This is a genomic window from Nocardia sp. NPDC050408 (assembly GCF_044458905.1).
Classification (GTDB): Bacteria; Actinomycetota; Actinomycetes; order Mycobacteriales; family Mycobacteriaceae; genus Nocardia.
On record NZ_JBITIL010000003.1, the window covers coordinates 655,172 to 678,634 of the forward strand.

19 protein-coding genes are annotated in these 23,463 nt (G+C 65.1%); 13 read left to right on the forward strand and 6 right to left on the reverse strand.

Annotated elements, in window-relative coordinates; genetic code table 11:
• From ACIBJI_RS12835 to ACIBJI_RS12865, 7 genes are all read left to right on the forward strand, one after another.
• Complete coding sequence (locus tag ACIBJI_RS12835) at nt 1-3,027, forward strand: alpha-mannosidase (RefSeq protein ID WP_397084125.1); 3,027 nt, start codon at nt 1-3, stop codon at nt 3,025-3,027.
• A gap of 169 nt (nt 3,028-3,196) precedes the next feature.
• A complete protein-coding gene (locus ACIBJI_RS12840) occupies nt 3,197-3,349 on the forward strand; it encodes a hypothetical protein (protein WP_364339458.1) in 153 nt (50 codons plus the stop codon).
• 69 nt (nt 3,350-3,418) lie between these two features.
• On the forward strand, nt 3,419-5,812 hold the full coding sequence (locus tag ACIBJI_RS12845; RefSeq protein ID WP_397084127.1) for an FxsB family cyclophane-forming radical SAM/SPASM peptide maturase: 2,394 nt from the start codon (nt 3,419-3,421) through the stop codon (nt 5,810-5,812).
• Entirely contained in the window at nt 5,799-6,953 is a 1,155-nt protein-coding gene (locus ACIBJI_RS12850; protein ID WP_397084129.1) for an aKG-HExxH-type peptide beta-hydroxylase, read from the forward strand. Before ACIBJI_RS12845 ends, ACIBJI_RS12850 begins: the two co-directional genes overlap by 14 nt.
• A 140-nt stretch (nt 6,954-7,093) precedes the next feature.
• Nucleotides 7,094-8,335: a cytochrome P450 gene (locus tag ACIBJI_RS12855; RefSeq protein WP_397084132.1), complete on the forward strand. Its 1,242-nt coding sequence runs from the start codon at nt 7,094-7,096 to the stop codon at nt 8,333-8,335.
• A gap of 48 nt (nt 8,336-8,383) precedes the next feature.
• Nucleotides 8,384-9,250: an LLM class F420-dependent oxidoreductase gene (locus ACIBJI_RS12860; RefSeq protein WP_364339467.1), complete on the forward strand. Its 867-nt coding sequence runs from the start codon at nt 8,384-8,386 to the stop codon at nt 9,248-9,250.
• Nucleotides 9,251-9,355: 105 nt separating this feature from the next.
• Nucleotides 9,356-9,814, forward strand: a complete 459-nt coding sequence (locus ACIBJI_RS12865) for a PaaI family thioesterase (protein ID WP_364339470.1) — start codon at nt 9,356-9,358, stop codon at nt 9,812-9,814.
• 43 nt (nt 9,815-9,857) lie between these two features.
• Here ACIBJI_RS12865 and ACIBJI_RS12870 read toward each other — a convergent pair whose 3' ends face one another.
• From ACIBJI_RS12870 to ACIBJI_RS12895, 6 genes are all read right to left on the reverse strand, one after another.
• A complete protein-coding gene (locus ACIBJI_RS12870) occupies nt 9,858-10,700 on the reverse strand; it encodes an acyl-ACP desaturase (RefSeq protein WP_397084135.1) in 843 nt (280 codons plus the stop codon).
• A 9-nt stretch (nt 10,701-10,709) separates the two neighbouring features.
• Nucleotides 10,710-11,585 (reverse strand): SAM-dependent methyltransferase, encoded by an 876-nt coding sequence (locus ACIBJI_RS12875; RefSeq protein ID WP_397084137.1) that lies wholly within the window; start codon nt 11,583-11,585, stop codon nt 10,710-10,712.
• A 64-nt stretch (nt 11,586-11,649) separates the two neighbouring features.
• Nucleotides 11,650-11,910: an acyl carrier protein gene (locus ACIBJI_RS12880; protein ID WP_364339476.1), complete on the reverse strand. Its 261-nt coding sequence runs from the start codon at nt 11,908-11,910 to the stop codon at nt 11,650-11,652.
• A complete protein-coding gene (locus ACIBJI_RS12885) occupies nt 11,907-12,434 on the reverse strand; it encodes a PaaI family thioesterase (protein ID WP_364339478.1) in 528 nt (175 codons plus the stop codon). Before ACIBJI_RS12885 ends, ACIBJI_RS12880 begins: the two co-directional genes overlap by 4 nt.
• Before the next feature lie 3 nt (nt 12,435-12,437).
• A complete protein-coding gene (locus ACIBJI_RS12890) occupies nt 12,438-13,226 on the reverse strand; it encodes a ferritin-like domain-containing protein (protein ID WP_396955877.1) in 789 nt (262 codons plus the stop codon).
• A 30-nt stretch (nt 13,227-13,256) separates the two neighbouring features.
• Nucleotides 13,257-14,906, reverse strand: a complete 1,650-nt coding sequence (locus tag ACIBJI_RS12895; protein WP_397084139.1) for an AMP-binding protein — start codon at nt 14,904-14,906, stop codon at nt 13,257-13,259.
• A gap of 225 nt (nt 14,907-15,131) precedes the next feature.
• Here ACIBJI_RS12895 and ACIBJI_RS12900 point away from each other — a divergent pair, with 225 nt between their 5' ends.
• From ACIBJI_RS12900 to ACIBJI_RS12925, 6 genes are all read left to right on the forward strand, one after another.
• Nucleotides 15,132-16,370 (forward strand): cytochrome P450, encoded by a 1,239-nt coding sequence (locus ACIBJI_RS12900; RefSeq protein ID WP_397084141.1) that lies wholly within the window; start codon nt 15,132-15,134, stop codon nt 16,368-16,370.
• Nucleotides 16,367-17,626: a cytochrome P450 gene (locus ACIBJI_RS12905; protein WP_364339487.1), complete on the forward strand. Its 1,260-nt coding sequence runs from the start codon at nt 16,367-16,369 to the stop codon at nt 17,624-17,626. The genes ACIBJI_RS12900 and ACIBJI_RS12905 overlap by 4 nt, the downstream gene beginning before the upstream one ends.
• 153 nt (nt 17,627-17,779) lie before the next feature.
• Entirely contained in the window at nt 17,780-19,132 is a 1,353-nt protein-coding gene (locus tag ACIBJI_RS12910; protein WP_397084143.1) for an FAD-dependent oxidoreductase, read from the forward strand.
• Nucleotides 19,133-19,223: 91 nt separating this feature from the next.
• A complete protein-coding gene (locus ACIBJI_RS12915) occupies nt 19,224-20,486 on the forward strand; it encodes a cytochrome P450 (RefSeq protein WP_364339491.1) in 1,263 nt (420 codons plus the stop codon).
• Between the two features lie 238 nt (nt 20,487-20,724).
• On the forward strand, nt 20,725-21,657 hold the full coding sequence (locus ACIBJI_RS12920) for a LysR substrate-binding domain-containing protein (RefSeq protein ID WP_364339493.1): 933 nt from the start codon (nt 20,725-20,727) through the stop codon (nt 21,655-21,657).
• An 88-nt stretch (nt 21,658-21,745) separates the two neighbouring features.
• Nucleotides 21,746-23,422, forward strand: a complete 1,677-nt coding sequence (locus ACIBJI_RS12925; protein ID WP_364339495.1) for an AMP-dependent synthetase/ligase — start codon at nt 21,746-21,748, stop codon at nt 23,420-23,422.
• Nucleotides 23,423-23,463: the final 41 nt, after the last annotated feature.

Genomic DNA, 23,463 nt, shown 5'->3' on the forward strand with positions numbered 1-23,463 from the left:
GTGCACGATGACCGTCGGTTGATCGAAAGCCGCCTCGGGCGGGTTCTTACAGAGCGGATCGTTCCGGCGATATATCCGGAATCGGTGCCGCTGCGGGCGTCGATCTGGGTCGCGCCGGATGAGCCGGTGCCGGTTGCCGAGGGCTTGGCCGCGCCCCGGACGCCTATCGAATCCGGTGCCAGGTGGGGCGCACCCTGGGGGACCAGCTGGTTGACGGTCGAAGCCACGGTTCCTACCGAGTGGGCGGGCAAAACCGTCGAGGCGATTATCGATCTGGGTTTCGACCGGAATATGACGGGCTTTCAATGCGAGGGTCTGGTCTATCGGTCGGACGGATCGCCGGTGAAGGGGCTGCATCCGCGCAACCAGTGGGTGCGGGTGGCGTCCCCGGCGGTCGGTGGCGAGCAGGTGTTGTTGCATGTCGAGGCGGCTTCGAATCCGATCATCCCCTTCTTTGCGCCGATGGCTCTCGGTGACAAGTCCACAGCTGATGACGAGCCGCAATACCGGCTGGGCCGAATGGATCTCGCGGTTTTCGACGACGAGGTATGGCAGCTGGTACAGGACTTGGAGGTCCTCGGCGAGCTGATGCACGAGCTGCCCGAGGAGCCTGCTCGCCGCTATGACATCGTGCGTGCGATCGAGCACGCACTCGATACCGTCGATCTGCGGGACGTGAACGCCACCGCCACGGCGGCGCGTGAATGCCTGGTCGATGTGCTGGCGAAGCCCGCGGTACCGTCCGCGCATACGATTTCCGCGGTCGGGCACGCCCATATCGATACAGCGTGGCTGTGGCCGCTGCGCGAGACGGTGCGCAAGGTCGCGCGTACGACCGCGAATATGACCGCGTTGCTGGCCGACGAGCCCGAGTTCATCTATGCGATGTCTCAAGCCGCGCAGTACGACTTCATCAAGCGGCACCGTCCCGAGGTCTACGAGCGGGTCGAACAGGCGGTATCGGAGGGGCGGTTCGTACCCACCGGCGGGATGTGGGTCGAGGCGGATACGAATATGCCGGGCTCGGAGGCGATGGCGCGGCAGTTCGTGCATGGTAAGCGGTTCTTTCTGGCGGAATTCGGTGTCGAGAACGAAGAGGCTTGGCTGCCCGACACCTTCGGGTTCGCCGCCGGGCTACCGCAGATCATCAAGGCGGCCGGTTCGAAATGGCTACTGACACAAAAGATTTCGTGGAGCCAGATCAATCAGTTTCCGCACCATACCTTTCTTTGGGAGGGGATCGACGGCACCCGGATCTTCACCCACTTCCCGCCGGTCGATACCTACAATTGCTCGATGCACGGGCGTGAGATCGCCCATGCCGCACGGAATTTCAAAGAAAAAGGCCGCGCGTCGATGTCACTCGCCCCGACCGGCTGGGGTGACGGCGGTGGCGGTACGACACGGGAGATGATCGCCAAGGCCGCCAGGATGGCCGACCTCGAGGGTTCGCCGAAAGTGCTGTGGGACTCCCCATCCGGCTTCTTCGTCAAGGCCGAGGCCGAATACGAGAACCCGCCGGTATGGGTGGGGGAGCTGTATCTCGAGTTGCACCGCGGCACGTTGACCAGTCAGGCGAAGACCAAGCAGGGAAACCGGCGCAGTGAGCACCTGCTGCGGGAAGCCGAGCTGTGGGCCGCCACCGCGGCGGTGCGCAAGAACCTCGAGTACCCGTACGCGGCATTGGACCGGATCTGGAAGGCGGTGCTGCTGAACCAGTTTCACGATATTTTGCCCGGCTCTTCGATCGCATGGGTGCACCGTGAGGCGGAGCGGACGTATGCGGCGGTGGCCGAAGAATTGACGGGAATTATCGAGCGGTCGCAATGGGTGCTCGGCGGTGAGCGGGCGGGGCCGAATGTGTTCAACCCGACGCCGCACACCTGGCGATCGGTTCCGGCCGGTGCGGCGGCTGCGATGGATGCGGGTGACCCGTGCTCGGTGGTCGAGCGTGCGGGTGGCGGGTTCGTCCTCGACAACGGCCTGGTGCGGATCGAGGTGGACGCGCGCGGCCTCGTCATATCGGTATTCGACCTCGACCATCAGCGCGAGACGTTGCCACCGGGTTCGGCCGCGAATCTGTTGCAGCTGCACCCGGATTTCCCGAATTCTTGGGACGCTTGGGATGTCGATCTCTTCTACCGAAACCGGGTCACCGACCTTACCGAAGCGGAATTCGTTGCAGTAGAAACGGATTCGAAGGGCGCGGCGGTGGTGCGGGTCGGCCGCTCATTCGGGTCTTCCAAGGTCGAGCAGTCCCTGACACTGCGGGCGGGCGCGCTCGGACTGGATATCGACACCACCGTCGACTGGTACGAGACCGAGAAAATCCTCAAACTCGCCTTCCCCCTGGACATTCACGCCGACCGATATGCGTCCGAGACCCAGTTCGGGCATATCTTCCGGCCCACCCACACCAACACCAGTTGGGAGTACGCGAAGTTCGAGGCCTGCAATCACCGCTTCGTTCATTTAGCCGAGCCCGGCTGGGGTGTGGCGCTCGTCAACGACTCCACCTACGGCCACGACGTCACTCGAACCGTTCGCGCCGATGGTGCAACGACGACAACATTCCGGTTTTCACTGCTGCGGGCACCGCGATTTCCGGATCCGGAGACCGACCAGGGTACGCACCACTTCCGGCACGCACTGCTCCCGGGCGCTTCGATCGCGGATGCGGTGCGTGCGGGCTATCGCATCAACCTCGCGACCTCGCGCCCCGGTGTCGCCGAATCGGTTGAGCCACTGTTCATTATCGACAATGACGCGGTGGTGACCAGCGCCGTCAAACTCGCCGACGACGGCAGTGGCGATGTCGTGCTCCGCGTCTACGAGGCTCACGGTGGCCGGGCCTCGGCGCTGGTCACCGCAGGTTTCGGTGTCGCTGGGTTCCACACCTGCGATCTACTCGAACGCCCGCTGCGAACGGACGCCGCCGCTGTGCCCGAGGGCGCTGGAGTTCGCTTGCGGCTGCGGCCTTTCCAACTCGTCACCCTTCGGTTCGCCCGTTCCGCTGAAGGCGGGTGAACATCGGTCGGTACGGCCGCGCCTGGACCGGCACGCACTGGTCGAGTTGCTATCTCGGGCGACGCCACCAACGCCTGACTGGACTCTCAGAACTGGGAAGGGCGGTAACCGCTATTTCGTATCATTTGACATGAGCGACAAACGATTTCGCTCGTTAGGAGAATTACTGATGAAGTCAACCAACCGCACCGTGGTGTCCGCTGTGTCCGATTTGCGGGGCACTCCGCTCGGGCAGCTTTCGGGGCAGAGCCTGACGGACCTGCTGGCGAATCTGGCCAACTCCTCGACCACCGGTATTTCGTTCAGCTCCGCTCTGATCTGATCTGATCAGGTATTCACCGTCGATACCGGCTGGCCCGTGAACCGTAAACCGCTTCCCTTTCGTCAGTTTGTGATCAAGGTGCACAGCCGGTGCGATTTGGCGTGCGATCACTGCTATATGTATGAGCACGTCGACCAATCCTGGCGTGGCCGCCCGATGGGGCTCGCCCCGGAGGCGGCCACCAGGATTGCGTTCCGCATCGCCGAACATGCGGCGGCCCATGGGCTGCCCGAGGTCGCCATCGTGCTGCACGGCGGCGAACCGCTGTTGCTCGGTGTGGACCGGACCAGGCAATTCCTGGCTGAGCTGCACGCGGCCATCGCTCCGGTGGCCCGCCTGAATCTGCATATCCATACCAACGCGGTCCTGCTCAGCGAGGCATACCTCGACCTGTTCACCGAATACCATGTGCGGGTTGGTGTTTCGCTGGACGGCGATCGCACCGCCAACGACCGGCATCGGCTGTACCGCAACGGACGCAGCAGTTATGACCAGGTGATCGCGAGCCTCGAGCTGTTGCGTAAGCCGCAGTACCGCCCGCTGTATTCCGGTCTGCTGTGCACGGTGGATATCGCCAACGATCCGATCGCCGTTTATCGCGGGCTGCTGGAGCAGGAGCCGCCACGCATGGATCTCCTACTGCCGCACTCGAATTGGGAGCATCAGCCGCCTGGCTTGCGGATACCACGTGACCCGGAGAATCCGACGCGGGGTGGTGGCGAGTACGCGCAATGGCTCATCGCTATGTTCGACGCATGGAATGCCGACGGGCGACCAGTGCCGTTGCGCACCTTCGAATCGGTGGTGGCGGCCATGTACGGCCGTCCGAGTACCGCTGAGGCCATCGGACTGGATCCGGTGGATCTGCTGGTGATCGAAACCGATGGCACACTCGAGCAGGTCGATTCGCTCAAAACCGCCTTCGAAGGCGCCGCGGCGACCGGACTGAACGTATGGGACAACAGCCTCGACGAGGCCGCCGTGCTCCCGGGAATCACCGTGCGTCGCGACGGCATCGATGGCGTCAGCGCCACGTGCCGGTCCTGTGACGTGGTTCAGGTCTGCGGTGGTGGCTTCTATCCGCATAGATACCGCCCGGGCACGGGCTTCGACAACCCGTCCGTCTATTGCGCCGATCTGAAGGAGATGATCGATCACGTGGCCGAGTCCGAAGCCGCAGCGGGTAGAGGCGGCGCGCAAACCTCCGCACATGACGCCGTTGCCGCGGCGCACAGCTTGTCCGATGACGAATTCGACCAACTGGCAGCCGGTTTCGGTGACGCGGCCACGGTGCGCTGGCTGGCGCAGGCGCAATCTTCGCTGCAACGCGAATTGTTGGCCGCGGTGGGCCGATTCGGTCCACAGGATGACGAAAGATTCACGGCCGCATGGGATGTGCTCGTCTCGCTGGACGCTTCGGCTCCCGAAGCGGTGGCCGCGGTGCTCGCCCATCCGTACACCCGGGTGTGGGCCATCGCCCTGCTGGAGGGGGTGAGCAAGGGCGAGACGGCGGCCGAGGATGTCTATCACCTGCAAGCGGTCGCCGCGAGTGCGGCGCTGCACGCGGGTAGGGACTTGCGGCTGCCGGTGCCCGTGCGCGATGGCCTCGCACCACTTCCGACCTTCGGTGCACTGAAAGCTGGTGTCGACGAACAGGTTTGGATAGACACCGGCTCGGTCGAGGAACTGGATCTGCTACACCCATTGCGTAGGCTGACGGCCACCGACCTGACCGTCCCGCTGGAGGACACCGACCCTTACCGCGTCGGCCACAGCTATGCCGCCGATCGGCTCAGCGATGCCGAGGCGCACCGGTGGCAGCTCGCCTTCGCCGAGGGCATCGACTTCATCGACACACATCTGCCCATATACGCGCCAGGCCTGCGCGTCGGCTTACGCGCGGTCATGCCGATGGAGCCGGATGAGAAATACGACCGAAGTGCTTCCATGCGACTGGCTTTCGGCGCTGTGGGCATCGGGTTGCGACGGGCGCTGGTATCGGCGGCACTGCCGCTGATCCACGAATTCCAGCACGTGAAGATGGGCGCCATCCTCGACATGTTCGAATTGTTCGACCGCTCCGATACGGCGCTGCGGTATTACGCACCGTGGCGGCCGGATCCGCGTCCGATCGAGGGGCTGTTGCAGGGCACCTACGCGCATATCGGCGTGACCGACTTCTGGCGGGTGCATCGTGCACAAGCCGAGGGAACGCAGCGCCAGGAGTCGGAGCGGGAATTCGTGCGGTGGCGCATGATGACCGCGGAAGCCATTCGCCAACTTCAGGATTCCGGATCACTGACCCCGCTGGGGGAGCGGTTCGTCGCGGGCATGAGTGCGACGGTGCAGCGATGGCTCGCCGAATCGGTGGATTCAGCCGCGGAAACTACTGCCGTGCGTGCCGCCCGAGCGCACCGCGCCGCATTCGATGAGCGCATGAAGGTCAGCCGTGACCGCGATTGAGGCGCATAGTCTGTCGGAGAATCAATTCGCGCAGCTGGCAGCGGGTTTCGGTGATACAGCAACGGTCAATTGGCTGGTGCAGGCCCAAGCGTCGGTGCAACGTGAATTGTTGGCGGCGGTAGGCGGGTTCGGCCCGCACGACGATCCGCGCTTCGCCGCCGCGTGGGATGTGTTGGTGGGTTTGGACGCATCGGCACCGGATGCGGTGGCGGCGGTGCTCGCACACCCCTACACCCGGGTGTGGGCGTCGGCACTGCTCGAAAACATCAGTCGCGGGGAGTTCGTCGCCGCGGATGTCTATCACCTGGAGTCGATTGCGGCCAGCGCCGCGCTGCTGGCAGGTGCGGATCTGCGACTTCCGGTGCCGGTGCGCGACGGTATGGCGCCATTGCCGATGTTCGGTGCGTTGCGGGCCTCCGAGCGGGTGTGGATCGATACCGGTCGGGAGCTCGCGTTGGCCGAGGCGGTGCGCAAACTGACCTACGGCGAGCTGACCGTGACATTGGAAGACACAGATCCCTATCGGGCGCTGCCCTATCTCGGCAGCGAAATTCACCCGACCGGGCGGTTGAGCGATGCGGAGGCCGAGCTCTGGCAGCAGGCATTCGGGGGCGCTGTCGAATTCCTCGAAGCGCATCTGCCTGCCTATATGCCCGGCTTGCGCGTGGGTCTGTGCACGATATTGCCGCTGCAACCGGATGGCCCGACCGACCGAAGCGCCTCGGCCAGGCTGGCATTCGGTGCGGTAGGTATCGCGGCCCGACACCTGGATCCGCAATCACTCGCCGAACTGCTGGTACACGAATTCCAGCACGTGAAGCTCGGCGCGATGATGGATGCCTTCGAACTGTACGACCGCGCCGATATCGACCCGCGCTACCACCCACCGTGCTTTTCGCATCCACGCCCGATCGAAGGCCTTCTGCACAGCACCTATGCTCACCTCGCCATCACCGACTTCCGGCGCGTCCAGCGCACCATCGCGACCGGAGCCGCCGCCGAGGCCGCCGAGCGTCGTTACGTCGAGGCCCACACGCTCACCGTCGAAGGTATTACCCAGTTGGAGGCCGCCGCATCCCTCACCCCCTTGGGCCACACCATCGTCGCCGCCATGCGAACCAGGGCTGATTTGGACCGATGACCATCATGCGTCGGTGTAGGCGGTCTCTCGGGTGATGCCACCACCGGCGCACGGCCATTTATTTGCGTTCGGGGTGCGGTGGGGCGGGGTGAGTGCATAGGCTCACGGAGTTTGTCTGTTCGAATGCCTGGAGTTTCTCGATGACGATGCCGTCTTCGGCGCACGGCCGTGCACCGTTCACTTCGCCGATCGATACCGATGGGCCGCGGGTGGCGTTGTATACGCCGGAGTTCGCGACGGATCCGCATCGGGCGTATCGGGAGATGCGGGAGCGGTATGGGGCGCTGGTGCCGGTGGATCTGGCGCCGGGGGTGCCCGCCACACTGGTGGTCAGCTACTACTCCGCACTGCAGATCCTCAACGACCCGGATCATTTTCCGGCCGATCCGCGCACCTGGCAGCGGAGTGTGGCCGCCGAATGCCCGGTGCTGCCGATGATGCAGTGGCGACCGAATGCCTTGCGCAATGCTGGTGAAGCACATGCCAGGTATCGGCAGGCCAATGTCGCGGGCCTGGAGAAGGTCGATCAGTACCGACTGCACGAGACGGTGGCGAAACTCGCTATTCCGCTGATCAATTCGTTCTGCGCCGACGGGTCGGCGGATCTGGTGCGCCAGTACGCGTTTCCGCTCGCCTTCGCGGTGCTCAACGCCATGCTCGGCTGTCCGGCCGATATCGCACAGCAGGCCGCCACCGGTATGGCCGCGATCTTCGAGGGCATCGATGCCGAGCACGGCAATCAGTTACTGGCTGGGGCAATGCTGGAGTTGACCCAGCTCAAGCGTGCCGAGCCCCGCGACGACATCACCACGCGGATGCTGCGGCACCCGGCGGCACTCAGCGATATCGAAATGGTGCATCAGCTCGGCACGCTGTACGGCGCGGGTATTGAGCCGCAACAGAATCTGATCATCAACACCCTCCTGCTGATCCTCACCGACGAGCGGTTTGGCGGCAGTGTGCTCGGCGGAACGTTGTCCACCAGGGACGCGCTCGACGAGGTGTTGTTCAACGATCCGCCGATGGCGAATTTCTGCTTCAGCTTTCCGCGCCAGCCGATCCTCGTCGACGATGTCTGGCTACCCGCCCATCAGCCGGTCGTCATCAGCATCGCCGCCTGCAATACCGACCCGGCGATCGTCGCGAATCAGTACGCGGGCAATCGCTCCCATCTGTCCTGGGGCGCCGGACCACACGTGTGCCCCGCGAATTCGATGGCCTACCTGATCGCGCAGGACGCCATCGACCAACTACTCGACGCGTTGCCCGAGATCCGCCTAGCGGTGCCGCACGAACAGCTGACCTGGCGGCCGGGACCGTTCCACCGCGCACTCACCGCACTCCCGATCACGTTCCCGCCTTCCCCGCCATTGTTGTCCTAGGACCGACGATGCCTCCCCGGCACGCGCCGGGCGTGTCAGGCTCGGTTCATGCGACTGAGTATTTCCCTCGCCGACTTCACCTGGCCGGATTCGCCGGACGCGATCGGTCCGCGGGTCGACCGGATTTCGCGCGCCGCCGATCAGTCCGGGCTCGACTCGGTATTCGTCATGGATCACCTATTCCAGATCGGTTCGAACGGCCCGGCGGAACACGACATGCTCGAGGCCTATGCCGCGCTGGGATATATCGCTGCGCGGACCGAGCGAGTCCGGTTCGGTGCTTTGGTCACCGCCGTCAGCTACCGGGACCCGGGGCTACTGATCAAGAGCGTCACGACCCTCGACGTGCTCTCCGGTGGCCGCGCCTGGCTCGGCATCGGCGCGGCATGGAATGGCGATGAAGCCGCGGGTCTGGGCCTGTTCTTCCCGCCGACCTCTGAGCGATACGAGCGACTCGAGGAGACGCTGCGAATCGCGAAGCAGATGTGGACGGGCTCCGAAGAGCCTTTCCACGGAGAGCATTACACCCTCGAACGCCCGCTCAACGTACCCAATGCACTGACCCGCCCGCACCCGCCGATCATGATCGGCGGTCAAGGCGAGCGAAAGACACTGCGCCTGGTTGCCCAATACGCCGACGCCTGCAACCTCTTCGGCGGATCCGTCGACACCGTCGCAGCCAAACTCGAAGTCCTGCGGGGACATTGCCGAGCCGTCGGCCGTCCATATGCGGACATCGAAAAGACCATGGTCGCGTACTGGTATCCAGATAAATCGGTTAGCGAACAGGCGGATTCATTCGCCCGCTTCGCCGAGGTCGGCATACAGCACGTCGTACTCGGCCGCCCCGGCCCGTTCGTGGACGAGGACTTCGAGCAGATCGCCGAATTGGTACACGCTGTCGCCGACCTCTGATTTCGATCAGCCGATCGAAGCTCGGTATGCAGTGGGTGGTGGCCAGGTGAAGTTCACCGGGCGCTGGTCGAATGGGTGGCATTGTTCGCCAGGGAGGAAGAGTCCATGACCAGCATTGATACTCATACCGTCGCCAACCGCGTCGAGGAATTGACGACCGTATTCGAGCGGGGGCTGCAGGAGAATCTGGGGGTCGGCGCATCGCTGGGGATTCGGCTGGAGACCGCGGGGGACGGGTACACGCGGTACTACCTGGATCCCAATCCGGCCACCATCAATGCCATGTTCACCGTGCACGGCGGGGTGATCGCGACGCTGATGGATACCGCGATGGGCAGTGCGGTCTTCACGAAACTCGGTGACGGCGTGGCCTATACGACGTTGGAGCTGAAGGTGAATTTCATTCGGTCGGTGACATTGGACGGATCGCGACTCACGTGTGAAGCCAATGCGATTCACCTCGGGCGTCGCACCGCGACGGCGGAGGGGCGGATCGTGGATGCGAACGGCAAGTTGATCGCACATGGTTCGACCACGATTCTGGTGCTGAATCAGGAGCAGTGAGCAAGTAGCCCTGCCTCCGCGTCTGTGGAGGCAGGGCCATTTATCAGGCCAGCGCGTTGCACTCGCCGATGAAGCGAACCAATTCGTCGAGCCGGTCGGATCTGGCATCTACCGTCCGGTCGATCACCTTCACCAGATGCTCATAGGCCTCGGTGTGGTCGTAGGAGGCCACATCGGCGATCTTCAGTGCCCACCGCCAGTAGCCGCGCATGGTATCGGCCAGTGGCATGCGGAAATTGGCGATGACATCGCGGATCGGTTCTACCGTCGCATCGCCCTGCACCCGCAGATAGCGCCCTACCACATCGGCCATGAAGCTGAAATGCCTTGCCTCGTCACGGGATAACCGTGCCAGTACCGCCGCGAGAACAGGTTCGTCGACCACATCGCGCAGGTGCTGGTAGTACATCTGCGTCGCCTTCTCCTGCACCAGCGCATAGGCGAAGAACTGCACCGGATGGTCGTAGGTCAGATCGAACGGCTTCTGTCCTTCGATCGCCAATTCTTCACGGAGAGAATGGCGTTCGGCGAGTCCGGACGCTTCCTGGTATCGAGTGAGGGCGCGTGCGTGGGTGTCCTCCTCCAGCGCCCATCGCGCGGTGAAGTGGTAGAGCTCGCGGTTGTGGATGAAGGTGGCCCGATCCACGGTGTCGTCTACCGGGAAATGCCGGTGGTATACATCGAAATAGCCGGGCAGATGGTCCTCGATGAGGGTGACGAACTGCACTGCCGAGCGCTGCCCCTCGGTGAGCCGATCCGCATCCGCGAGCGACCAGTCGAAGGCGGTCTCCACATCCCAGGCCCGCGCGGCCGGGGAGGCGGCGAGGAAGCCGTCGACCGCGGCCGCCACTTCGTCGACCGGAATCAGTGCTGACTTCATATTCATCTGCCTCTCCTACCGGGCATTGCGACAGGTCAGCGCGTAATGCTTGGTCGTATAGCCCCATCCGGCATTGGCGATCTCCAGGTAGTGCCGCAGCTTCGCGGCGAGCCCCGGACCGTGCGCGTCGATGTGTTCGGCGGCCGCGTCCACATTGGCGATCCAGTCGTCGATGGTGCGGCGGTAGTGCTCGGTGAGATCGTCCACCGCGATGATCGACAAACCGGCGTCCTCGGCGGCGGTCAGCAACTCCGACAGTGGGCGTAGATCACCCCAGCCGAATATGTCCTCGCGGACGAACTCGGTGCCGACGCGGGTGTCGAAGGCATTGCGGGCGGCGGCATTTCGGAAACAGCTCTCCGAGACATAGAGTGTGCCACCACGCCGCAGCACCGACCGTGCGCGCCGGAAGACCGCGCTGAGGTCGGGCATGTGCACGATCGAGCCGAGCAGGGTCACCGCGTCGAAGCTGCGAACCGGCAGGTCGAGCTCTTCGAAGTGGCCGACCCTGGTGTGCACCCGTTCGGTGACACCACGTGCGAGGGCCTGTTCGGCGATGTACTCGTGCTGGCGCGGTGCCGGGCTGACTCCCATTGTGTCGCAACCGAATTCCTCGGCCATGAACAGGATCAGCGAACCCCAACCGCATCCGACATCGAGCAGTCGCTCCCCGCCGCGCAATCCGAGCCGATCGGCGACGAAGCGCAGCTTCTGCCGCTGCGCTTGTTCGAGGGTTTCGGTGTTTACCCGCCCCGCCGACTCCGTTGGCTGCCGTCCCACAGTCGGCGAGTTGTACAGCGCCGAACTGTATTTACGCAGCGGATCGAGGAACTGGCCGAAGATATCCGGATCCAGGTCGTAGTGCTGGTTGGTATCGGCCGTGACAGTCATGGCTGCACCTCGCTAGCGGTCGGCTTCGCCATGACTGCTCGAGCTGTGTCTTTGGTTCGCACGCTCATGACTGCACCTCGTGCAGGGCCCGATCGACCACCTTGACGACATCGGCGAGCGTGGCGAGACCGAAGACATCCTGGTCCTCCAGTTCGACGTCGTAGGTGCGTTCGATCTTGGCGACCATGCGCAGCACGCGCACCGAATCGACACCCGCCATACCGCGCAGGTCGACGTCGGGTCGTAGGTCGGCCTCGGCGATGCCGGTCTCGGTGGCGGCGATATCGGTGACGGTGCGCAGGATGTCGTCGGCGGTGCGGGTCATTGTTGGACTCCATTCGAAGAGAGGGCATTCGCCGTGGTCAATGCGTGCGAGAGCAGGGCGACCTCGTCGTCGCGGAGGGTGAGTTGATGGCGGACCGCATCGAGTTCGAACGGCTGATAGGCCGCGCTGGAGGTGGCGCACACGCTGCCCTCGGCGTCCAGGATCTCGGCCGATGCCTGAATCGGCTGCTCGGAATCGGATAGCGTTGCCACACAGTGGTATTCGTGGTCGATCAGCAGCGGCGAGATGAACCGGGTTCGCTGGGAGACCGTGAATGCGGGATGGTGGCGGGCCAGCACGATCAGATTGCCCATCACCTCATCGCAGATCACGCCGATGAGTCCGCCGTGCACCACGCCCGGATAGGACTCGAAGCTGCGTCCGAGCCGGAACCGGGCCTGCAGACCGTCCCGATGCGGTTCGAACTCGAGCCGCAGCCCGGATGCGTTGTGCGGGGAGCAGCCGAAGCAGTGGTAGTCCGGAATCACCGACCATGGCACCTGAACCGAACTATGTCGCTCCATGAGCTAGGCGATCGCGTCGGCTAGGGCCCGGCGGACCTTCGCGTTGGAGGACAGGTCGAGGCCGGTCATATTGGCGAAGGTGCGACGCACCTTGTCGTGCAGCACATCCAGCTCGCCCTCGGCGGCGACCTGTTCGAGGAACAGATCGAATCCGGTGTCGATGGTCTCGTGGTCGCCGAGTTCGCTGATGCCCGCCTTGAAGGTGCTCACCGGATGCTTGATCTTGGCCTCGGAGCTGTAGACGTAGAGGGTCTCCAACACCGAGGGCAGTTCCTCGGGCCGCTGCTGCAGCCGTTTGGTGGCGTAGTGGATGAATTCGCGGGCATGTCCGGCCTCATCGCGACTCGCATTGAGCAGCAGGCCCTTCAGCACCGGTTCCTGCACCCAGTTCGCGACGGCGCGGTAAATGTGGTTCACCGTGAGTTCGGAGATGATATTCGTGGCCAGGGTGGCCGAGGGGGTGGTGCCGGGCGCGTACGGCTCGCGCATGGAGTCGACGGCCTTCTCGTCCACGCTCTCGCCGACCGCGCCGAGCCAGGAGCGAAAAGCATAGTGGTGCTGCACTTCCTGATAGCCCCACACCACGGCGAAGGTGGAGAAGTCGTAGTCGTCGACGAATTCGTTCATGAAGCCGTGGACCGCGGCGATGACATTGGATTCGCCCATCGTCGCGCTCTTGGCCAGCGTCACGTATTCGGGCCGCACCAATGCGCGGTCGACGACATCGAGGTCCAGATCGGTCAGCCGCCAATGCAGGCGCTCGTAGTGACGGAAGACGTCATAGCTGTGCACAGGAGACTCCAGTTCGGTCGAGTGCGTTTGTCATTGCCGTTGGGAGATGAGGTCGCGGGCGGCGAGGCGCTGTAATTTGCCGCTGCTGGTGCGTGGAATGCTGCGTGGCGCAACGAGATATACCTCGACTGCGGCGAGCCCGAGCGCTGTGGCGATGCGGCGGCGGATCTGCTCTACGAGTGCGTCGGCTGTCGCGCCGGTGCACTCGGATTCGGCGATCAGCGCCATCACATCCGCGCCGGCGGGATCGGTTGCGGCGGTGCAGCGGCCCTTGTAGATGCCGTCGAGGTCACCTACGGCGGATTCGACATCCTGGGCGTAGTAGTTGACGCCGCGCACGGTGATCATGTCCTTGCACCGGCCGGTGACGAAGAGTTCGCCATTGCGCTGGTAGCCGAGATCGCCTGTGCACAGCCAGCCTTCGGTATGCAGTTCGACCACGCTCGACGGGTCGGCGGTCAGATAGCCGTCGGTGACCGAGGGACCCTGGATGTGGATTTCGCCGACAGCGCCATCCGGGAGTTCCTCGCCGGTACCGAGATCCACGATCCGCAGCCGCAGATCGGTCACGGCGGAGCCGACACCGGCAACGGCACGCGCACCAGGCGTGCCCGGTGAAACAAGTTGTGCCCGAGCATCATCCGCGAGCGTTGCGCGATCCACCCATTCGAACAGCGGTTCCCGGCCCAGCGGTGGGAAGGCGACGGCGAGGGTCGCCTCGGCCATGCCGTAGACCGCGAACATGGTTGCGGGCGCGAAGCCGGCGGGCGCGAAATGCTCGCAGAACGCGTCGACTACGTCGCGGGAGATCGGTTCGGAACCGTTGCAGGCAATGCGCCAGCGCCGCAGGTCGTAGTCGGTGACCTCGTCCGCCGGGATAGCGTTGAGCAGTGCCTCGTAGCCGAAATTGGGCATGGCGGTGATCGTGGTGCCGCTGGTCGCGAATTCGGCGAGCCAGCGTGCCGGATCCTTGACGAATGCCAGCGGCGACCAGACATGCGCCGGAATTCCGCGCAGGATCGCGGACAACGTACCGAACAGGCCCATATCGTGGAACAGCGGCAGCCAGAACCCGCCCTGATCGGTCAGGTCGAGCGCGATGCCGGTGCGGATCGAGGCCAGCCCGCTGAGGGCGTTGTGATGGGTCAGGCGAACGCCTTTGGGAGTGGCGGTGCTGCCGGAGGTGAACTGCACGATGGCCAGGTCGTCGGCGTTGATGGCTGGCAGCGCAGTGCCGTCCTCGGTGAACAGCGTTGCGGTGTCCACCAATTCGACGTCCACCGCCGTGTCGAGCAGAGCTGCCAGCTCGGCGAAGCGGTGCGACACCAAAACCGTGCGCATCCCGGCGGCCGCCACAATGGTGGCGAGCTTCTGCGGATATCCGCTCAGCTGCGCGGAACCGGCGGGCAGGGGCAGCGGAGTCGCGGCACCGCCCGCCGCAGCGACACCGAACAGACCGATCAGGAACTCGGGCGCGTTCGGGCACAGAATGCCCACCGGCTCGCCGCGGCGTATCCCACGCCGGACCAGCGCCGTGGCAGCTGCGCGGGAGAGTCGCTCGAGTTCGGCGTAGGTCAGCGTTTCCGAAACCGACCAAAATGTGGCGGTCACCTCGGGGTGCTCGGCCGCGATCCGGGCCAGCCGCCCCGGCAGCGTTTCGACCGATTCCGCAGAATTCATGTCCGCCACGACAACAGTGAATTGTGACAGCGCATTGAACGCATTGTGAATTACGGTCTGCGATAAACATCCGCGATCATTCAATCGCGTTGCCCGATAAGGTATTCGCGCTATGGCGCGATAGGAACGGACAATCGGCGCCGTACCGCCGGGTGCGACGGCACCACGATGGACCGGAATTGTTTTCGCCCGGTGTCCATTTCGCTTTCCATTCAGGAGTTGCCGGTGAGTTCCGACCATTCCGCGGTCGAGGAGTTGACCCCGGTTCAGCTGGCGGTCGTCCAGAGCGTCGCACCGCATTTGCGACACAATCCGTATGACAGTTATGCGGTGCTGCGCGACGCGGGGCCGTTTGTGCCCGGACCGCACGATATGCACTTGGTGACCCGTCACCACGAGGCGCAGACGATCATGCAGGATCCGCGCTGGAGCCACGCCGAGGAACCGCAACTGCTGCACGGCGACAGCGATGTCGAACTGCCCGGATCGTTCCTCTGGATGGAGCCGCCGGAGCACACCCGATTGCGCGGACTGGTCAGCAAGGCATTCACCGCCCGCACCGTCAGCGGCATGCGGGCCAGGGCCGAACAGTTGGTCGACGCTCTGCTGGCGAAGATGCTCGCCGCGGGCGAGGTCGATCTGCTGGATGCGCTGGCCTATCCGCTGCCGCTCACCATGGTGTGTGAACTGCTCGGTGTTCCGGCGGACGCGCACGAGCACGTACGCCAGATCTCGACCGGCATCGCCCGCGGCCTCGATCCAGACCTGCTGCTCTCGCCGGCTGAATTGGCCGCACGCACCGCGGCAGTACACGCCTTCCTGGAGTTCTTCGGCGATCTGGTGGAGCAGCGCCGCAAATCCCCGCGCGAGGACCTGATCACGGCGCTCGTGCAGGCCGATGATGCGGGCGCCCGGCTGACCCGCACCGAATTGCTCGGCACGCTGCTGATTCTCGTCGTCGCGGGGCACGAGACGACCGTCAACCTGATCGGCAACGGTGTGCTCGCGCTGATCCGCAATCCCGAGCAGTTCGAGCGGCTGCGCGAATTTCCGGAGCTGTGCGAATCCGCCGTCGACGAGGTGTTGCGCTATGACGCGCCAGTGCACCTCACCACTCGCACCGCGCATGACGTGATCACCGTCTCCGGGCGGACTTTTGCACCCGGTGATGCGGTGATCGTCCTGCTGGCCTCGGCCAATCGCGACGCGCGCGCCTTCCCGGACGCCGACAAGTTCGATATCGCGCGGTATGCGAGGGGCCGAAAGGCCGAGCGGCACTTGTCCTTCGGCCTCGGCTTGCACTACTGCCTCGGTGCGCCGCTGGCCCGGCTGGAGATGCAGGTGGTGCTGCGTGCCATCGCCGACCGCGTCGCGGCCATGACTCTGCTCGACGAACCGTCGTATCGGCCGAATGTGGTCGTGCGCGGCATGTCCGAACTTCATGTGCGGCTGGAGGAAAAATGAATACAGCAGATTCCGTGAGGGGTGGCGGTCGGACGGGTGGGCGCGCGGCCGTTCCCATCACTTTCGACGCCTTCGATCCCAGCGAACGGGCGGACCCGTATCCGGCATACCGTCGGGTGCGCGATGCCGCCGCACTGTTCCCGTACGAATTCGGCGATGTGCCGGTCACTTTGATCACCCGCTATGAGGAATGCGCCGCCATCCTCACCGGATCGGACTGGGGTCACGGCTATGCAGCCGGAATCAGCCCGTTCCGGGACACCACCGCCGCGATTCCGGGCTCGTTCGTCCGAATGGATCCGCCCGAACACGGCCGCTACCGCAAGCTGGTCGCGAAGGCGTTCACGCCGCGACTGATGGCGCAGCTGGTTCCGGTCGCCGGTCAGGTTGTCAGCGATCTGGTCGACGCGGCGGTGCGGCGTGGCGAACTCGATGTACTCGACGATCTCGCGGTACCCCTCGCGGTGGCGATGGTGCCGGTCCGGCTGCTCGGCGCCGATCCGGCCGATGGCGCGCTGTTTCGCGAGTGGCAGCTGGCGATCGCACGGGGCAGCGATCCGGATTCACTGCTCGACCCGCGGGAGGTGGCCGCCCGCGGCACCGCGGCAATGGAGTGCATGGGTTACTTCGCCCGGCTGATCCAGCAGAAGAAGGCGCATCCGACGCCGGATCTGTTGAGCGCGCTGGTGGCCGCGAGCGCCGACGGCGAGCAGCTGACCGAGCCCGAGGTGATCGGCATGTCGCTGTTGACGCTGGTCGCCGGCATGGAGACCTCGATCAACCTGATCGGCAACGGCATGCTGGCACTGCTGCGCAATCCGGCTCAGCTGCGAATGCTTCGGGACAATCCGGCGCTGATCGGGCCGTCGCTGGACGAAATGCTGCGCTATGACGCCCCGACCCAGTTCACTATCCGAGTGGCCCTGGCCGACACCGCCGTCGGCGAGCACGAATTCCGTCGCGGTGACGGCGTGGTCGTGCTCACCGCCTCGGCCAGCCGAGACGATCGGGTATACCCGGACGCGGACACCTTCGATGTCACCCGCTATTCCGGAAACCGCCCGGCGCGTAAGCATCTCGGCTTCAGTCTCGGCATCCATTACTGCGTCGGCGCGCCGCTCGCGCGAATCGAGGCGGAGGCGGCCCTCGGCACTCTGCTGGACCGGGCCCCGAAACTCGAACTCGCCACCGATGCCGTCGAATACCGGCCCAGCCTGATCCACCGCGGCATCATGTCGCTGCCGGTGTCCCTGTGAGCGAGCGAACCATCGATGCGGCCGAACATCGCTCGGCCGTGGTGGAGCCGACTGTCAGCGAGGCGGAGTCATGAGCGAGCGCAGTGAGCCAACGATAGGCGCGGCCGAGCATCGCTCGGTCATGACGGAACCGAGCGCCCGCGAGGCGCAGTCATGAACGAGCGGCGGCACGCGGTGGTGCTGGGCGCGGGCATCGCCGGATTGCTCGCCGCCCGTGTGCTTTCCGAGCACTACGCCCAGGTCACCATTTTCGAGCGCGACATGGTGGTCGGTACCGAGCCGCGGCGCGGCGTACCGCAGGCACGGCACCTGCACGGGCTGCTGGATCGCGGCCGGACCATCATCGAACAGCTGTATCCGGGTTTCACCTCCGAGATGGCCGCTCGGGGCGCTACCACCGCCGAAGCGTTGGTCGGAACCCGTTGGTACGTAGGCGGATTGCGCGTCGCGCCCACCTCGACCGGACTCACCTCGGTAATGGCGACCAGACCGCTACTGGAAGAGGTACTGCGGCAACGAACACTCGCCGTGCCCGGTGTGCGCCTGTGCGAAGGCATGGCGCGCGGCCTCATCGGCGACCCGCAGCGGGTGCGTGCGGTATCGGTCTCGGGCGGATACGGCGCGCAGGCGTACGCCACGGACCTCATCGTCGACGCGACCGGCCGCGGCTCCCGCGCTTGCGTATGGCTGGCCGCCCTCGGTGCGCGGATACCGCTGGAAGAACGCCTCGAGGTCGATCTCGGCTACGCCTCCCGACTCTTCCGCTGGCGGCCGGGCCAGTTGAGCGGCCATTCCTCGGTGATCATCTCCACCGGCCCGAATGGTCGTGGTGGCGGCGCGATTCGGGTCGAGGACGACCGCTGGCACATCACACTGGCCGGGATGCTGGGCGACCACCCGCCGACCGATCCGGACGGCTTTGCCGAATTCGCCGAAACCATCGCCGCAACCGATATCCACGAACTCATCACCACCTCCGAACCGCTCGATGCCGCCGTACCGCACCGGTTCCGATCCCCGGTGCGCCGCCGCTTCGAGCGTCTTCCTGCTGTGCCGCAAGGCTTTCTGGTTCTCGGTGACGCGCTGTGCAGCTTCAATCCGCTGTACGCGCAGGGCATGGCTGTGGCCGCGCAACAGGCCCTGGTTTTGCGCGAATGTCTGCGGGCCGGATCCGAGGCCGAGCTACCTGCCCGGTTCTACTCCGCCGCAGGCAGAGTGGTCGATGTCGCGTGGCAGCTCGCGGCCAGTGCCGATCTCAGCCATTTGGGCGTCATCGGCCCGCGAACGACGCGCACGCGCCTCACCAATGCCTATGTCGCCCGAGCGCACCGCGCCGCACATATCGATCCGCAGGTCGCGCGCACCTTTCTGCGGGTCGCGAACCTCGTCGAACCGCCAGCAGCACTGCTGCATCCGCTGGTCGCGAGCCGAATCCTGCTGCGCGGCAACATGAAACCGGACGCGGCGCCCGAACGCGCACCGATCCTCATCGAACCGACGCGGTGACGGGTCCGCAATGTCGCGCCCCGCACCGCCACATTCCGACCGGCCGCACCGCCAGTTCGGCGGTGCACCGCACAGAAGGGACCACCCTGAAATGTCGCATGCGAATACGGCGGTGGCGGAACAGGATTCCGCCATCCAGACCGCCATCGCTCAGCTATTCGGTCCGGAAGGCAGACCCGACCCGTACACACTCGCACGGGTCCTGCGCGAAGCGGGCCCGCTGCATCAGACCCCACTCGGCCACCACCTGCTGACCCGCTACGAGGACTGCGCGGCCGTGCTGTCGACCACCGCGTGGAGTCATGCGGAAGAGGCGGCGATGATGCACCCCACCGTGTCAGCGGAGGATGCGCCGGAGGAACTGCCGACTTCGTTTCTCTGGATGGAGCCGCCTGACCACACCCGGCTGCGCAATCTGGTGACCAAGGGCTTCACCCCGCGCATGGTGACCAGGCTGCGCCCGCGCATCGAGCAGCTGACCGAGGAACTCGTCGACAATGCCCTGGCGGCGGGCGAATTCGATCTCGTCGAGCTGATCGCCTACCCGCTCCCGCTGATCATCGCCTGCGAGTTGATCGGTGTGCCGCCGGAGGCCTACGAGCAGGTGCACCGGTGGTCCCAGGACTTGGCGCGCGGCTTCGATCACGACTACACGCTGCCCGAGGCGGCGCTGAAGGCCCGTAGCGCCGGTTCGCGCGGGTTCATGGGCTACTTCCGTGAGTTATTGAACCAGCGGCGCCACGATCCGAAGGACGACCTGCTGAGCGCGCTGTCGCAGGTCGAGGACCGCGGCGATGTGCTCACCGAACAGGAACTGCTGGCCACGTGCATCACTACCTTCGTCGCCGGACATGAGACCACCGCCAATCTGATCGGCACCGGCATGCTGCAGCTGTTGCGCAATCCGGGCGAAATCGCCGCACTGCGCGCACGTCCCGAGCTGACCGCGTCCGCGCCGGACGAACTGCTGCGGCTGGAGCCGTCGGTGCAGATCACCACCCGCGCCGCCACCCGGCCGATCACCGTCGCGGGCCATGAGTTCGAAACCGGCGAAGGGGTTGTGGTGCTGATCAATTCGGCCAACCGCGACGATGCCGTGTTCCCCGATCCCGACCGGGTCGACGTGGCCAGGTATTCCGATCCGATGCGTCCGGCCAAGAAGCACCTCGGCTTCAGCCTCGGTATCCACTACTGTCTCGGCGCGCCCCTGGCACTGCTGGAAATGGAGGTGCTGCTCGACGTTCTGTTGCGCAAAGTGCGTGATATCGAACTACTTTCGGACGAACCGCCCTATAAGCCGAATGTGGTCATTCGCGGCCTGGAAGCCCTCCCGACGAGGTTCACCGCCAAGTGAGTTGTGCTCGGACCCGGTGTGATAGCACACCGGGTCCGCAGGTGAGATATTCGCTATTGTCTCGGCCCATCGTTTCGGGGATGCTGAATGGTCGCGGCCCGCGATAGCACACCCGCGCACGCACCGGGGTCAGTTCACCCGGCCGCAATGGTCTCGGCGATATCCGTCCGATCGCGGTTCATCCGCGGTTACCTGGCTCCGCTAACGTTTCGGGTACGCGGAATAAGGAGCCGGCGGCATGGAGTTCCGACATCTGGTCTCATTCATCACTATTGCCGAAGAGCTGCATTTCGGCCGCGCAGCGCAGCGCCTGCATCTCACGCAGCCCAGTCTCAGTGCCCAGCTGCAGAAGCTGGAGAAATCACTCGGCGTGCAACTGGTCGCACGTAACTCCCACGAGGTCAAACTGACCCCGGCGGGCCGAGAATTCGAGAGTCAAGCCCGCCTCATCGTCGCCCAGATGGACCGGGCCGCCCAGGTCGCCAAGGCGACCGCCGAGGGGCGCGCGGGCACCCTCAATATCGGTTACAACCTTCCGGCCAGCCGACATGTGCTGCCGGAGGCGCTAACCAGAATGACCGAACGGCATCCCGATATCGTGGTGTCGCTGTGGGAGAAGCGCACCGGCCCGCAGCTGGCGGCGCTGTCCGACGGCTCGCTCGACCTGGCGCTGGTCTACGGCCACCCGAGCACCCCGGACTTCGGGTACCGCCGATTGCTGCACCGGGTTCCACTGGTGGCTGTGGTCGGGCGCAGACACCGCTGGGCCGACCGGCCCGGCGTGCCCTTCGCGGAATTGGCCGGACAGGAGTGTGTGCTGTTCGCCCGCGAACAGTGTCCGGCCATGTACGACTCCATCTTCCGCGCGGCCGCGGACACCAGGATCAGCCTGGCCGTCGCGCATACCGCGGATGATCCCGGTGCCACCGCCCACGTGGTTTCGGTGCGTCCGTTCGTCGGATTCGCCTCGTTACCGCGCGCGATCTCGATGGGGATGGGTGCGCCGGGCAGTAGCTCGGTGGCGGTCAAACTATTCGATCCGGTGCCGACATTGGATTTGTACGCGGTGTGGCGTACGGATGAAACGAATCCGGCGGTTTCGTTTTTCCTGGAGTGCGTCGATTCCCCCGAACCGGCCCGTATAGATATTGCCCGTGCGCTCTCGGCCTGAGTGCTTCGATAGGCCATGACATTCGCGCGGTAGGAACCTCTGTATCGGCGGGGACGTAATTCATTGCCGCCGACCAGAATTCGACATTGTGAATACAGTGTCAGTGACCGAGAACGGAATCGACCTACCGGACGACGCGAGTTTGTACTCGGTGATTTCCGGTGCGGCCGCGGCACATCCGCAACGGCATTCGCTGTGCGGCGCGGACGGAACCCAACTCACCTGCGCCGAGGTGGACCGGCGGGCACGGGCGCTGGCCTCGGCGCTGGCCGGGCGTGGGGTGCGAGCCGGGGATCGGGTCGCGATCCTCGGCCGCACGAGTCTGGAGTGGGCGCTGCTGGATTGCGCGCTGCTCGCGCTCGGTGCGGCGGTCGTTCCGGTGTATCCGACCTCCTCGGCGGCGCAGATCGAGCACATCCTGCGCGATAGTGGCAGCGCGTATTTCGTCGGCGAGGACGAGTCCGATGCGGCGCGCCTGCGTGCCGCGGGTGCGGGCGAGGTCTGGACCTTCGCGCTGATCGCGGAGTGGACGGCGACCGAGATCGACGCCGATCTCGATGCCCGCATCGCCGCGGTGCACGCCGACGACCTGGCCATGATCGTCTACACCAGCGGCACCACCGGTGTCTCCAAGGGGTGCCTGATCACGCACCGCAATATGTTCGTGTCCTCGGCCAATACCGTGCGGCAGACCGGCGCGCTCTTCGACGGCACGACCGTACTGGCGCTGCCGCTGTCGCATGTCTTCGGGCAGACCATCCTGTTCGCATGCTTATTCGGCGGCAGCCGCACCCATCTGCTGCCCGGTATCCCGGACCTGGTGCCGATGCTGCCGACGCTGCGGCCGACCTTCCTGGCGCTGATTCCCTACGGGCTGGAGAAGATTCGCAAGTACTGCCGCACCCTGCTCTCCGGCACCGAGGAGCAGGAAGCGGTGACGCGCGGCCTGGCATTGCTAGGTGACCAGGCGCCACCGGAGCCGTCCGACCATCCGGTGGCGGCCGCGCTCGGTGGGCAACTGCGCTACGTCATCTCCGGCGGCGCCTCGCTCGACGAATCGACGATCGGGTTCTACGCCGGATTCGGTGTGGTGCTGCTGAACTGCTACGGGCTCACCGAGGCGGCGACCGCCGTGACGGTCAGTGCCCCGGAAACCAACCGGCTCGGCACCGTGGGGCGGCCGATCCCCGGCACCTCGGTCGCCATTGCGGACGCCGACGGTGAGGTGCTGGTCGGCGGACCGCACGTCTCGCCGGGCTACTGGGGTGCGGCGGCGGACCAGGCCGTCGTCGACGGCGCAGGTTGGCTATACACCGGCGATCTCGGTGAACTCGATGCCGACGGCTATCTGCGGATCACCGGCCGTAAGAAGGAGATCCTGGTGACCTCCGGCGGCAAGAATGTCGCGCCCGCGCCGCTGGAGGACCGGGTGCGCCTGCATCCGCTGGTGAGCAACTGCATGGTGGTCGGTGACGGCCGCGATTACGTCACCGCGTTGGTGACGCTGGATCCGACACAGGTGCAGCGCTGGCGCCGTGACCATCCCGAAGGCGATCTCGAAGCTGCCGTGCAGTCCGCGGTCGACGATGCGAATTCCCTTGTCTCCCGCGCGGAATCGATCCGCGCATTCCGAATTGTGGGCGGCGACTTCACCGTCGACGACGGATTGCTCACCTCGTCTCGGAAGCTGCGCAGAGCCGCGATCGTCGCGGCCTACTCCACCGATATCGATTACCTCTACCCGGCACGCCAACCCGCGCAATAGGCGCGGTGCGATCTCGAAATCGAATTCGACTACCGGAAAGT

Excerpts from the sequence above, each read along its gene's own strand:
- ACIBJI_RS12840 (WP_364339458.1), top strand. The coding sequence starts at position 3,197 with ATGAAGTCAACCAACCGCACCGTGGTGTCCGCTGTGTCCGATTTGCGG.
- ACIBJI_RS12855 (WP_397084132.1), top strand. The coding sequence starts at position 7,094 with ATGACGATGCCGTCTTCGGCGCACGGCCGTGCACCGTTCACTTCGCCG.
- ACIBJI_RS12860 (WP_364339467.1), top strand. The coding sequence starts at position 8,384 with ATGCGACTGAGTATTTCCCTCGCCGACTTCACCTGGCCGGATTCGCCG.
- ACIBJI_RS12865 (WP_364339470.1), top strand. The coding sequence starts at position 9,356 with ATGACCAGCATTGATACTCATACCGTCGCCAACCGCGTCGAGGAATTG.
- ACIBJI_RS12870 (WP_397084135.1), bottom strand. The coding sequence starts at position 10,700 with ATGAATATGAAGTCAGCACTGATTCCGGTCGACGAAGTGGCGGCCGCG.
- ACIBJI_RS12875 (WP_397084137.1), bottom strand. The coding sequence starts at position 11,585 with ATGACTGTCACGGCCGATACCAACCAGCACTACGACCTGGATCCGGAT.
- ACIBJI_RS12880 (WP_364339476.1), bottom strand. The coding sequence starts at position 11,910 with ATGACCCGCACCGCCGACGACATCCTGCGCACCGTCACCGATATCGCC.
- ACIBJI_RS12885 (WP_364339478.1), bottom strand. The coding sequence starts at position 12,434 with ATGGAGCGACATAGTTCGGTTCAGGTGCCATGGTCGGTGATTCCGGAC.
- ACIBJI_RS12895 (WP_397084139.1), bottom strand. The coding sequence starts at position 14,906 with ATGAATTCTGCGGAATCGGTCGAAACGCTGCCGGGGCGGCTGGCCCGG.
- ACIBJI_RS12905 (WP_364339487.1), top strand. The coding sequence starts at position 16,367 with ATGAATACAGCAGATTCCGTGAGGGGTGGCGGTCGGACGGGTGGGCGC.
- ACIBJI_RS12910 (WP_397084143.1), top strand. The coding sequence starts at position 17,780 with ATGAACGAGCGGCGGCACGCGGTGGTGCTGGGCGCGGGCATCGCCGGA.
- ACIBJI_RS12915 (WP_364339491.1), top strand. The coding sequence starts at position 19,224 with ATGTCGCATGCGAATACGGCGGTGGCGGAACAGGATTCCGCCATCCAG.
- ACIBJI_RS12920 (WP_364339493.1), top strand. The coding sequence starts at position 20,725 with ATGGAGTTCCGACATCTGGTCTCATTCATCACTATTGCCGAAGAGCTG.